Annotated in this window: 8 protein-coding genes; all 8 read left to right on the forward strand. The window is 49.5% G+C overall.

All coding sequences use genetic code 11. The features are described 5' to 3' along the window. Positions 1-208: 208 nt before the first annotated feature. The 8 genes from ABEW32_RS08310 to ABEW32_RS08345 all read left to right on the forward strand — a co-directional run bounded on the left by ABEW32_RS08310 (position 209) and on the right by ABEW32_RS08345 (position 13,582). On the forward strand, positions 209-4,234 hold the full coding sequence (locus tag ABEW32_RS08310) for a DUF5695 domain-containing protein (RefSeq protein WP_430186464.1): 4,026 nt from the start codon (positions 209-211) through the stop codon (positions 4,232-4,234). Between the two features lie 135 nt (positions 4,235-4,369). Then, complete coding sequence (gene melA, locus ABEW32_RS08315; RefSeq protein ID WP_430186466.1) at positions 4,370-5,668, forward strand: alpha-glucosidase/alpha-galactosidase; 1,299 nt, start codon at positions 4,370-4,372, stop codon at positions 5,666-5,668. A gap of 13 nt (positions 5,669-5,681) precedes the next feature. Further along, positions 5,682-7,508 carry a sensor histidine kinase gene (locus ABEW32_RS08320; protein ID WP_430186468.1) on the forward strand — a complete coding sequence of 609 codons (1,827 nt, stop codon included), beginning with the start codon at positions 5,682-5,684 and terminating at the stop codon, positions 7,506-7,508. A gap of 15 nt (positions 7,509-7,523) precedes the next feature. Then, positions 7,524-9,116 carry a helix-turn-helix domain-containing protein gene (locus ABEW32_RS08325; protein ID WP_430186470.1) on the forward strand — a complete coding sequence of 531 codons (1,593 nt, stop codon included), beginning with the start codon at positions 7,524-7,526 and terminating at the stop codon, positions 9,114-9,116. A 123-nt stretch (positions 9,117-9,239) separates the two neighbouring features. Beyond that, positions 9,240-10,595, forward strand: coding sequence for an ABC transporter substrate-binding protein (locus tag ABEW32_RS08330; protein ID WP_430186472.1), 1,356 nt, complete (start codon positions 9,240-9,242; stop codon positions 10,593-10,595). Between the two features lie 33 nt (positions 10,596-10,628). Further along, on the forward strand, positions 10,629-11,534 hold the full coding sequence (locus ABEW32_RS08335; RefSeq protein WP_430186474.1) for a carbohydrate ABC transporter permease: 906 nt from the start codon (positions 10,629-10,631) through the stop codon (positions 11,532-11,534). Then, positions 11,531-12,457, forward strand: coding sequence for a carbohydrate ABC transporter permease (locus ABEW32_RS08340; RefSeq protein ID WP_430186476.1), 927 nt, complete (start codon positions 11,531-11,533; stop codon positions 12,455-12,457). Before ABEW32_RS08335 ends, ABEW32_RS08340 begins: the two co-directional genes overlap by 4 nt. An 18-nt stretch (positions 12,458-12,475) precedes the next feature. Next, on the forward strand, positions 12,476-13,582 hold the full coding sequence (locus tag ABEW32_RS08345) for a M24 family metallopeptidase (protein ID WP_430186478.1): 1,107 nt from the start codon (positions 12,476-12,478) through the stop codon (positions 13,580-13,582). Positions 13,583-13,641: the final 59 nt, after the last annotated feature.

Raw genomic sequence — 13,641 nt, forward strand, 5'->3', positions numbered from 1 at the left:
TCACTTCCTTCGTCGTAACTCATCCCACGACACGATTAGGTTGAAATCCTATATAAATCGGTTGAAAATGTTGATTTTACCAATGGACAAGGATTTGTACAATAGAGTTGTAGCGCTTACATTTCCAAGGAGGTTGCGGCGAAATGAAGAGACTTCAGGTGATTGGCAAGCAAATCAGGACCCCGAGATCAAAAAGGAGGCCGTGTTGATGAAATTTAAGGGAATATTGGCGGCGTTTTTGTTTTTAACCACAGCGTCTGTGTTGTTTGGGGCACATACGGCAGAGGCTCATGAGCTATCTAATGACAAGCTGACGATCCAGACAGGAGAGCATGGGGAAATTTCATCTATTCGTATCAAAGGAGATGCTTTTCCGACGGAATATGTCATGAACGCATCGGTGACACCTGAGCAGAACACGGCAGATCATCAGTGGCTAGGGGAGCTGATGTTCACGTACCGACTGGATGAAGGTAGCTGGACGAAGGCATGGACCAATAAGTCGGCAGACGCACGTAAGATTACGACCAGCGGCGACCGTGTTACGGTCACGTACGAGAACTCAAATAATGCAGAAGGCATACGCAATTTTAAAGTCATTGAAACCTATTCAGCGGAGTCGAATGGTTCAGTACTGTGGAATATACAGGTACAGAATACGAGTGGCAAAAAATTAGAGATTGGCGATTTTGGATTGCCTTTACCTTTTAATGAGCAGTGGACCAATGGTGATGCGATTTATGAAACGAGAGTTGTGACGCATTCCTTTGTCGGCAATAACAGCTCCTATATTACAGCTGGGCGCCCCAGCGGCATTGGTTCTTCCCTACTTTTGATCCCTGATTCCACCACAGGTGCTGGTTTTGAGTATCAGGATCACTGGCGGGATGAAGAGCATCCGGGCAGCAAATGGGCCTGGAACCCGGCCAACGAAGGCAAATGGCTGGAGGGATTGAATGTATTTTATATTCATTCCAATGTGATCAAGTCCACCAACCGTGGATATTTACCCAACACAAGCCTGATCCTGAATCCCGGACAAAGCAAAAACTATGGCTTCAAGTTTCTGGCGGTGAAGGACGAGCATGATGTAAAAGATACATTGTATCAAGAAAACTTGGTGGATACAACAGTCGTACCGGGTATGATCGTGCCTACGAACCAAAAGGCGAAGGTGGATCTGCGTACCAAGCAAACGATCAACAAGGTGACCTATCCAGACGGAACCGTTATTCCGCAGACGGATAGCAAAGCCGGAGGACACCACATTTATGAATTGAAATTTACTAAGCTGGGCCCGAACTTCATAACGGTGGAATACGGCAATGGCAGCAAAACGGTTTTGCAATTCTATGCCATCGAGCCGATTGACCAGGCGCTGCAACGGCACGCTACATTTATGGTGGACAAAACCCAGTGGAATGTGCCCGGTGATCTGCGTGATAAGGTATTCGACGATTGGATGATGCATACCAAATCCAAACGCAACATTTTTAACGGCTATTGGGGCTGGGGGGACGATTGGGGTCTGACCCACGGACAGTTCCTGGCTGAGAAAAACACACTTTCTCCAGTCGCCAAAGAGGTGCGGGCTGTAGACGATTATTTGGAAACGGCAATCTGGACGAATCTGATGAATGGACATCATGAGGACTATTTAATTCATGATTTCCTGATGCCAGAGCCAAATGATACACCGACTTACCGGGGATATGCTTACCCGCATGTATACAACACGTATTTCAGCATGTATAAGATTGCCAAGGAATACCCGGATCTCGTCACTTACAAGCATCCGAAGGAAACCTATTTGCTGCGGGCCTATAACATTTTCAAAGCATTATATGAAGGACCTGTTGCATACAACTGGGAAACAGGTTTGATGGGCGAGCTGACCACGCCGGATATTATTCAGGCCCTTCATGATGAAGGCTACGATGATGAAGCGAATGATCTCAAGGAAAAAATGGATCGCAAATATAACAATTTTAAAAATACAAAGTATCCTTATGGTTCTGAATATAGCTACGACAATACAGGCGAAGAGGCTGTATATACGTTAGCCAAGCAGAATATAGATACAGAGGGTGAGCAAAGTAAAGCCCTGGAAATGATGGGTAAAATCAATGCCAAAACTCGTGCATCACGCGGTCATATGCCTGTATGGTACTACTATACCGATCCGGTGACGATTACCGGGGAGAACTGGTTTAACTTCCAGTACACGACTTCACTTGCGGGATATGCGATGGATGACTGGATTCGTCATCATGAGGACAATCATCGCGAGGAGCAACAACGGCTGTCCTATGCTGCCAAAATTGCCAATGTCGGAGCGATTAATTCCGGGCAAATCAGCTCAGACCCTGAGAACATCGGGGCGGTTGCATGGACGTATCAAGCGGAAAAAGGCAATAACGGAACAAACGGTACCGGTGGCGGTAAAAATGTCCCGCTCTTTAACGGCTGGCGCGGCATGAGCGGTGAGGCTGACCTCGGATTGTTCGGTGCACTTAAAACCTTAAGCGCGGATATCGCGGTTGATCCGATTTTTGGATTGACGGGCTACGGTGCAGAGGTGAGTAAAAGCGGTAACGTGTATACAATCAAGCCGCTGGACGGTTTGTTCAAACGGGTCAATTTGATTACGGAAAAGCTGTACATCGAGCTGGAAAAGGATCAGTATACAGAAGCCAAGCTGGCAACATCCAAGGATAATGTATGGCTTCAATTGAAAAATCAAACGCCGGGTCAAGCTCATTCTACGTACGTTACATTTGATGGTTTAAAGAAAGGAACGTACCTGGTTAAAGTGGGGGGACAATCGCAAGGCAAATTTAATGCGTATGCACCAACCAATAAGCTTAAGTTGGAAATTGGTACAGCATCCTCCTATACGGTAGAGCTGACACCAACCACACCAGATCCCAACAAAGCACCTGTCGTTAATGCAGGCAAAGACTCCAAGGTGAAGCTGCCTGATCAGATTATTCTGAAAGGTACGGCTACAGATGACGGGCTTCCACAAGGAAAAGTGACAAGTGAGTGGAGTCTGGTTGAAGGACCACAGAACGCGAAAGTCACATTCAGCAGCAAAACATCCCTACGCACGAAGGTGGATGTTTCCGAACCAGGAACGTATATCTTCAAGCTGATAGCCAGCGATTCCCAGTTATCAGGAGAGGCTAAAGTAACTGTGATCGCTGAACCGGCGGCACCGTTACCTGAGCGGCTTGCGGTTTACAAGTTTGACGAAACAAGCGGTGCTCTTGCTGTGGATTCATCGGATAGCGACAATGATGCCACCGTTAAGGGGACCGTGGCATGGGCTGTGGGTAAAACAGGCAATGCTGTCAATCTGAACGGCAAGGACAGCTATGTGCAGCTTCCGGCGGGGATTGTCAGTCGGGCACAGCAATTGACCGTATCCGGTTGGGTCAAAGCGAACAGCCTGAGCGATTATGTGCGGATTTTTGACTTCGGCTCCGGGACCAATGAATATATGTTCCTGACCCCTAAAGCCGGGAACCGGATGTTATTTGCGATTACGAATCAGGGTAACGGGCAAGGACAGGAACAGACGATTGATGCCCCTGTATTGCCGACAGGCGTATGGAAGCATGTTGCGGTCACGCTTTCGGGCTCCACAGGTATTTTGTACGTGGATGGGAAAGAAGTGGGACGCAATACCAACCTGACCTTGAATCCAACCAGTCTGGGACAGACGAAAAATAATTTTATCGGTAAGTCCCAGTACCCTGATCCATATTTCAATGGTCTGGTGGATGACTTCCAGATCTACAGCCGTGCTTTGAATGCAAACGAGGTAGCAGGCCTGGCCTCTGGTACAGCACAGAGTCTGGTGGCAACTGAGAACATTACTGCATTAAAAGAGGTGAATGTAACCACTCATGTGGGTGAAAAACCTGAACTGCCAAGCGTAGTGGAAGCTACGTATGGAGAAGGCTCCACGAAATGGGTAGCTGTGGAATGGGAGGATATAGACCCTGCACAATATGCTGCGCCAGGTTCGTTTGAATTGAAGGGCAAAGTGGAAGGGACAGAGTTGAAGGCAATAGCCAAGGTAACCGTAATGGAGGCAGGGGCCGTGGCTTCACCGGCAACATCAGTTAGCCCGGAGACTTCAACAACTCCGCCAACTACGACATCCCCGGTAACATCTGCCTGGCCGCCTCGGCTTATCAGCCCAGCTAAATCAGTGGGAGTATCCTGAGTGGGAGGCAACAACGCATAGTCATGGCTAATCTTTCCCATCGTCACTTTCTTCCTGCAAAGGGGAGAGTGGCGATGGGTATCCTTGCATTTAAGGTGTAAAGCTGTGAACAAAAAGGTGAATGGGGGACAAAGTATGAGCAAGATTACATTTCTGGGTGCAGGCAGTACGGTATTTGCTAAAAATGTGCTTGGCGATTGTATGTTGACGCCTGCTTTGCAGGGCTTTGAACTGGCGTTGTTCGATATTGATCCCGTTAGGCTGAAGGATTCGGAAAATATTTTATCCAATTTGAAAAAAACGACGGGAAGTACCTGTGTGATTCGCTCCTACACGGACCGCAAGGAAGCACTGCGTGGAGCAGCCTATGTAGTAAATGCCATCCAGGTGGGTGGCTATGATCCGTGTACGATTACGGATTTCGAGATTCCCAAAAAATACGGTCTGCGCCAAACGATTGCCGATACGGTCGGCATTGGCGGCATTTTCCGCAATTTAAGAACGATTCCGGTGATGCTCGATTTTGCAGCAGACATGCGCGAAGTATGCCCGGATGCACTGTTTCTCAACTATACGAATCCGATGGCTGTGTTGACGAATGTGATGAACGTACATGGCGGTGTCCGGACAGTAGGGCTGTGTCATAGTGTACAGGCCTGTATACCTGAGTTGTTCAAAAGCCTCGGACTAGAGCAGGCAGGGATAAAGGCGAAGATTGCAGGCATCAATCATATGGCATGGCTGCTCGAAGTAAGCAAGGACGGGGTGGATTTGTATCCTGAGATTAAAAAGCGGGCTGCCGCCAAGCAGCAGGAAAAGCATCATGATATGGTGCGCTTTGAAATGATGCAGAAATTCGGCTATTACATTACAGAATCGTCCGAGCATAACGCAGAGTATCATCCGTATTTTATCAAACGGACATATCCAGAGCTGATTGAACGGTTCAATATTCCTTTGGATGAATACCCGCGCCGCTGCGTAAGCCAGATTGAACGTTGGGAGACGATGCGTGAGGAACTTTTGGGCAATCAGGATCTGCGCCATGAACGGTCGAACGAATATGCTTCTTATATATTTGAGGCAATTGAAACCAATCAGCCTTTTGCCATTGGCGGGAACGTGATGAATACTGGTTTGATTACCAATTTGCCGAAGGAAGCCTGTGTGGAGGTGCCTTGCCTGGTGAATCGTAATGGGGTTACGCCGACCTTTGTTGGGGATTTGCCGCCCCAATGTGCTGCACTGAACCGAACAAATATTAACACCCAACTGTTAACGATTGAAGCTGCGATTACGGGGAAAAAAGAACATATTTATCACGCCGCTATGCTGGACCCGCACACCTCAGCTGAACTATCGATGGATGATATCGTTGCTCTGTGCGACGACCTGATTGCAGCGCACGGGACATGGCTTCCCGCTTATGTGTAAGGGAGGCCGATGAATGAGGGGCCGGGGTCGTCAAAAGTTCGCCGGAATTCCTACGATCCGTGGGAAATTTATCGTATTGACGCTGGTACTGACCGTCATTCCGATGGTGGTGCTGACCTTTACCTTTTACCGGATCGCGGCCCATTCTCTTGGTGAGAAGTCGGAAGCACTGGCAATGCAGTCCCGGCAAATGAGTGAAAATTACGTTAATGCGACACTCTCCGATTTGAATGATCTAACCAACTCCATTCTCAGCAATCCTGATGTGCAGTCCACACTGGAGACCAAGCCGGAAGATGATTATGAATACTTGCGGAACGACGAAACACTCAGCATGGTCGTTCGTACGCAAACCCAGACCAAGCCGTATATCACATCCTCGCTCATCTATGCCGCCAATGGCGGGCTCAAGCATTCTCTCTATCAAGGGAATGTGTCGGTCCGTTTTGGCGGCCTTCCTACATTAGAGGAAGCACGTGTGTACTACCGCCGTCTGCTCGCTGAACGCCCTATGATGTGGATGGCTCATCCGCCGTTTGAATCAGGGCGCGGGATGGCGGAGGATCGTATTTACGTCGGAAAGCTGCTACGAAAAACGACTGGAGATTATGAGCCGCTTGGATTTTTGCTGTTGGAAATCGACAAGGCCAGTCTGTTTCGTGGGCTTGCTTTTCATGAAACAGACAGCAATACCCAGATGTGGGTGCTCGATCAGGAGGGCGATCCTGTATACCGATTGCCAGAGCAGAGCGTTGCGGACTCAGGGCTATTACAACAAATCGCCAAATCTGCTGTGGATAGACCCGTGCTTACAAAGGACTGGAGAACATGGAACGGCCGCCAGACGATGATTTCCTACGGACCGTTAAATGAGGGACAATGGACGCTCCTGCAAAAAGTCGATCAGTCCGTGTTATTCGAGGACGCGCGGCAAATTGGGGCCTGGACCATCTGGACCTTTTTGATTGCACTGGTGTTGGGCTGGATGCTGTCTTATCGGCTGAGTGACACGATTCGTCGCCCCCTCCTTCAATTGAGCCGATTAATGGCGGTGGATGGGAGTGTGACCCCCACAACCTCAGCCCAAGTTTTTGAAGCTCCTGCTTCCGTTGTATTTAACCCTAAGGATGAGGTAGGTCAGATCGGGGAGCGTTTTCTTCATATGATGCAAAAAAATCATGAGCTGTACGGACAAGTATACGAAGCGTTGCTGTCGCGCAAGCAGGCCGAGTTTCGCGCGCTTCAGGCACAGATTAATCCACATTTTCTGTACAATACGCTGGAGTCGCTCAAAGGAATGGCGCTGGCGAATGGGCAGCGGGATATGGCAGAGGTAATTGGTGCCTTCGGTAAATGCTTTCGCATTTCGTTAAGTTATGGGCGAGAGCAAATCAGTTTGGGACAGGAAGTCGAGCATGTAAGTGCCTATGTAAAGGTACAGCAGTTCAGGTTTCGGAATTCGTTCGAGTGGATTTGCGAAGTCGAGGAGGATATTTGTGGGTTTTACGTACCCAAGCTGATTCTCCAACCGCTCGTTGAAAATGCTATTTACCACGGTTTAAAAGGGCGTACCGACCGCGGCTATATTATGTTATCCGGTGCTAGGGAAGGCGATGCTTTGCGTTTAACAGTTAGCGATGATGGGGGCGGTATTGGAGCCGAGCGTCTGGACGATATTCGGAAATCGCTAGATGCCGAGCGGGGGAGTGCGATTGGCTTTGGACTCCGCAATGTACATGAACGTCTTCAGCATTATGGTCCCCAATATGGTTTGTCTGTGACAACTGAGTTGGGTCAGTACACCTCGGTTACCTTACTGGCACCCATTCGAACCGAATAAGAAAGGGGAGATGGCATGTACCGGCTGCTGATTGTGGACGACGAATATCATATTCGGGAAGGACTGAGGCTGATGGTGGCGGAAAGTGGCCTGTCAGTGGAAGTCAGTGATATGGCGGAGGACGGCGTAACGGCATTACGGTTGTATACGGAGCGGCGACCGGACATCATTTTACTGGATATTAATTTACCGGATTTGAGTGGGCTGGACATAGCAAAAACCATTCGGGAAAAGGATCAGCAGACCCCGCTGTTGTTCCTGACAGGGTACGAATCCATGACGTATATTCGTCAGGCGGTTTCGCTTCAAGCGGTTGATTATTTACTCAAGCCAGTGACAAGCGAAGACTTTGAAGCGGCTCTGAGACGGGCTGAGGATCGCATTGCGCAATGGCGTAGAAGCGAGGAGGAAGCTATTCACCGTCACCGTTCATTGGAGCCATTGTACAGGGAGCACTTGCTTCTGGATCTGCTCCAGCAGCGGCGCCCCGCAGCCGCGGTCGTTCAGGAGATGGACGGGCTAGGATTTTTTGGCGAGACGAGCAGGCCGCCTTATACTGTGCTGTGCTGTGAGCTGGAGGAGGCCCCGCAGCAGGTAGTAAACAGTCCTAGCGAGCAGCAGAGCTCTACCAATAAAAGCACGCATGTATTCGCCGAGTTGGCTTGGGAGGCTGCGGCAGTAGCCGGGGCGAAGGCGTATGGGGCAGCGGTTTCCCGCGATCGGCGTGTTGTACTGCTGGCGGCGGCATCCTCCAGGGCAGCGGAACAGACGGCTCGGCAAATTCGGCAGGCAGTGCAGGAACGATTGAGCCAGGGGATGTCCATCGGGATTAGCCGTCCCGTACGACGGATGGAGCAGCTTCCTGAAGCGTATGAGGAAGCGGTGCAGGCGGCGGAGCATCGGGGATGGGTGGGCTATAGCCAGATCATCCCCTTTGAGAGCATTCAGGCGGCTGAACTGAACAGGAGTCATTTGCTGGAGAAGGAACTGCTCATGATTACGGAAATTCGTGCTGGCAATGATGCAGCTGTACATGCGATTTTGGAGGAATGGTCTGGACAATTGGCAGGCTTGCCTGTCAAGCAGGTAAAAATGATTGTGACTCAGCTCGTCCTGTTCGTTATGCGCATTGTTCAGAGCGATGCATTCGAAGGACACACCTCCATACAACAGCATGACCCATTATTGGAACTGTCCCGATTGCGGCACGGTCCTGAGATGATTGATTATGTATCACGTTATTTTGTCCGGGTGGGTCGCCAAGTCCGGGAGTCGCGCGAAAAAGGGATTCCGCGCAAATTCCAACGGGCCAAGGAGTGGATTCGTGAGCACCTTCAGGAGGATGGCGGACTGAACCGTCTTGCAGCGTACATGAATATGAGTCCCAAATATTTGAGTGCCCGTTTTAAGCAGGTTACAGGTGAAAGCTTCGCTGACTATCAGACACGTGTGCGCTTTGAGCGAGCCCGGGAACTGCTGTTGGACCCGAATCGCAAGGTGGCAGAGGTGGCGGAGGCTGTGGGCTTCGCAGATACGAACTATTTTAGTATTGCCTTTAAAAAGCATACCGGATTGACGCCAACGGAATTCCGCAAAACATTTTTGTAAACGCGCTGTTAAAAAAATCATACCAAAACAAAGAGAGTCTGGAGTCGTTAGGTGGTCGGCTCTGGGCTCTCGGCGCATAATAGGCTTGTAAGGAGAAACCAGTTCAGGAAGGGGCCGGTTGATTTGCGGAAACGAAGGTTACGGACATGGATGGCTCTGGTGATGACGGCGATGCTGACAGGGCTGACGGCTTGCAGTGGTAACGCTGGCGAACCGGCTAATCCCAATGCGGTCGAACTCAAGTTTATGTACTGGGGGAGCAATGACGAAAAGCAAGCGATGGAAAAGATGATTCAAAGCTTTAATGCATCCCATCCGAACATTCGGGTGAAGGGCGAGCATGTCCCTGGTGACTACACCACGAAAATTAACACGTTAATGGCTGCCAATCAGCTTCCTGATATCGCCTACCTAGGCGATTCGCTCACGATGAAATGGGCAAGTGAAGGTAGACTCCTAGATTTATCCTCCTATTATGACGAATATCCCGAATTAAAAAACAAGCTCAAATCCTCCTATCTTTACAGCGAACCTGGCAAGTCTATCGGCAATTACACTGCGTTGGAAGTGATGCAGCTATTTTATAACAAGGAATTGTTTACAGAAGCAGGGGTACCCGTTCCTCCGGCTGATCCTGAAAAAGCGTGGACATGGGATGAATTCCTGGAGATTGCCAAAAAGCTGACCAAGGATCAGAACGGCAAGCATCCGGGAGACAGCGGATTTGATCCCAAAAATATTGTGCAATACGGCTTTGCTTTCGGCAACGACCGCAGCTCCTGGGGACCGCTTTTAGCGAGCAACGGCGGAGGTTTGACCGACAAAACAGGCAAGAAGTACACTCTGAACCGTCCCGAGTCGGTGGAGGTATTTCAGAAGCTGCAGGATCTGGTGTTCAAGGAGCATGTTTCTCCTGATTTGATCCAGCAGCAGGACATGCCATCCAATACGATTCGGCTCCAGACCAAAAAGGTCGCTATGGTCGTAGACGGAACATGGTCCCTGCTCGATTTTTCAAACAATAAGCAGCTGCAATGGAGCATTGGGGTTTTGCCGAAGCTAAAAGAGCCCAAAACGATGATCGTTGCGGGGGCCACAGTCATTTTCCAGAGTACCAAGCACCCGAAAGAAGCGCTCGAATTTTATTTGTACCATAACAATCCCGAAAAGGTGGATCTGTTCAAGTCTGGTCTGTGGATGCCTATCGAAGAAAAATATTATACCGACGAGCAGGCTATCCAGTCGTGGACGAATAATGCCGCACATCCACCGGAATTTCAGCAGGCTGGCATCGAGTATGCCAGGGATTATGCGATCAAGCCGTCAACTTCTACTCTCCGCAACTGGCCTGATATCGGTTCCAAGCTGACCCCAGGGCTGGATCTGATCTGGACGAACAAGAAGACAGCGCAGCAGGCGCTGGATGAGCTGGAGCCCATCATTCAGCCACTGCTTCAAGGAGTATACCCGGATGAATAATGCGGCAGGACAGCTGCGAAAGGAGAACGGCCCATGAAGCGATCAAAATCAGGAATGATGCGCATGGAGCGAAACTGGGGTCTGCTATTCGCGCTGCCTGCCATCCTTGGATTAATGATATTTACGATTGGACCGATCGTGGCCTCGTTCGTATTCAGCCTAACCGATTGGACGATTGGTGGGCAGCTTACCTTTGTTGGATTGGATAATTACCGAACTATTTTGACCCAGGATACTACCTTTTCCCAATCCATGTTCGTGACCACGTATTATGCACTGGGCAGCGTACCTCTCGGCTTGGCGGCGGCTTTTATCATTGCACTGCTATTAAATCAAAAGGTAAAAGGTTTGTCGGTGTTCCGCACGATTTACTACTTACCTACTATTGTGCCGAGTATTGCCAACACGATGCTGTGGCTGTGGATGTTCAATCCGGATTTTGGTCTGTTGAATTCACTGCTGGAGAGTGTTGGACTGCCGGGGAGCAAATGGATTTATGACGAGAACACTGCGATCCCCTCGCTGATTATGATGAGCACCTGGGGGATCGGGAACACAGTTATTATCTTTTTGGCAGGACTTCAGTCGGTGCCCACCCATCTGTATGAAGCGGCTGAGGTAGACGGCGGCAATAGGCTGCATAAATTTTTTCATATTACGATTCCTTCGATGACACCGACCATTTTCTTCAATCTGGTTATGTCTTTAATCAGCACCTTTCAGGCATTCAATCAGGCGTATGTCATGACAAATGGGGGCCCTAACAATTCAACCCTGTTCTATGTGTTCTACCTGTGGCGTACAGCCTTTACGGAGACCAAAATCGGCTACGCCTCAGCGCTGGCCTGGATCTTATTTTTCGTCATCATGGTTCTAACTGTTCTGATTTTCTCCACATCCAAAAAGTGGGTTCACTATGAAGGGGGGGAACGTTCATGAATCAGGTCACTTCTTCTGTCAAACCTTCAGACACACCACAACATCCGCTTCCACAGCCTGAACGCTCCCGAAGTCCTGCTACCGTTACTCGTTCCAAACCATTCCAAATCAGTCGTATCGTACTGTATATCGTTTTAATTTTGGGCAGTGTTTTAATGCTGTTGCCATTTGTATGGCTCATTCGCAGCTCTCTGATGGGAACATCGCAAATTTTCGTCTTTCCGCCAGAGTGGATACCCTCACCGTTTCAATGGAGCAACTACCCGGAAGCACTGACCTCGGTACCGTTTGGCAGGTATTTTCTGAATACGTTCATCATTGAGGTGTGTGTGCTGGCAGGAGTAATGATGACCTCGATTGTGTCAGCGTTTACCTTTGCCCGTCTGCGCTGGCCTGGACGTAATCTGATTTTTTCTCTGCTGATCGGGTCGATGATGCTGCCTTATGCGGTGACACTTATACCTACTTTCGTCATGTGGCGTGAGCTGGGCGGGCTGAATACATTTTTGCCGCTGATTGTTCCTGCATGGTTTGGTGGAGGGGCGTTCAACATCTTCCTGATGCGACAATTTATGCTGACGATTCCGCGCGATCTGGACGAAGCCGCCTATATGGATGGAGGTACACCGCTAACTGTATTATGGCGCGTCATTATTCCTTTATCTTCGCCTGCATTGATCGTGATCGGGATATTTACCTTTATTGATGTATGGAACGATTTTTTGGGCCCGATTATTTATTTGAGTGATGAAAAGCATTTTACACTCGCGCTGGGATTGGCGACCTTTCGGGGATTGAACAATACCAATTGGCCTTACCTGATGGCGGCATCCAGCACGATTTTGGCTCCGATCGTCCTGATATTTTTTATTGGACAACGCTATTTTATTGAAGGCATCACACTGACAGGAATCAAAGGCTAAAAGGAGGCTGATGTAGCTTTGGATAAACCCAACGGTTCAGCAAAACGGTTACAGGGTGTTCCGGGCAGACTAGCTCGGTTACGCTCGGAATTCCCGGCTCTAGGGATAGATGCGCTGCTTATTACACATGGACCCAATCGACGATATATGACCGGATTTACAGGCTCAGCCGGAATCGCGCTCGTTACGCAGGAAGAGGCTTTTCTGGTGACGGATTTTCGCTATATGGTGCAGGCAACAGATCAGGCAACAGAATATTCGGTTATTCGGCATGAGGCACAAATCTTCCAGACCATCGCTGACCTCACAAGTAAATTGGGGGTTCGTAGACTGGGTCTAGAGAGCCGGCATGTCTCACTTCAACAGTCGGGACAGCTTCAAGCTACACTGGGTTCGTTGGAGTACGTGCCAACGGAAAATGTAATTGAACGGCTACGCGATGTAAAGGATGAAGAAGAAATTTGCACCATCCTTGAAGCTGCGCGTATTACCGATGCCGCCTTTACGGAAGTGCTGAATTATATTCAGCCTGGAGTTACAGAGCGGCGGATTGCGGCGGAACTGGAATATCAGCTTCGGCTTGCAGGCGCGGAATCAGGCGGTTTTGCGTTCATTGTCGCTTCAGGTGAACGCTCGGCACTGCCCCACGGACTGGCCAGCGACAAGGAAATTGGTCAGAACGAGTTTGTCACGATGGATTTTGGCGCAAATGTGCGTGGTTATCTGTCTGATATTACGCGTACCGTATTCGTTGGAAATCCATCAGAACGGCACGAGGAACTCTATGCCATTGTGCTGGAAGCAAATATGAAGACAATTGCAGGACTTCGCCCTGGCATGAGCGGTCGGGAGGGGGACCGTCTGGGGCGGGATGTGATCGCCTCCTATGGCTATGGAGAGCAGTTTGGTCACGGATTGGGCCACGGCTTTGGCTTGGAGATTCATGAGCAGGTGCGGCTGTCCCGTGAGAGCCAATCTGTGCTTGTACCGGGACATGTCATTACCGTGGAACCGGGGATTTATATTCCGGGCTTCGGCGGAGTTCGGATTGAGGACGATGTACTGATCACAGATGACGGTGCCAAGGTGCTGACTGCCTCGCCCAAGGAGCTGCTTTTGTTATAAAACGCAGTGGCATTATAGGTAACGATCCATAGTTTTAAAATCATCCCAAAAAACGAGAT

Source organism: Paenibacillus jamilae, assembly GCF_050482105.1.
Lineage (GTDB): Bacteria > Bacillota > Bacilli > Paenibacillales > Paenibacillaceae > Paenibacillus > Paenibacillus jamilae_B.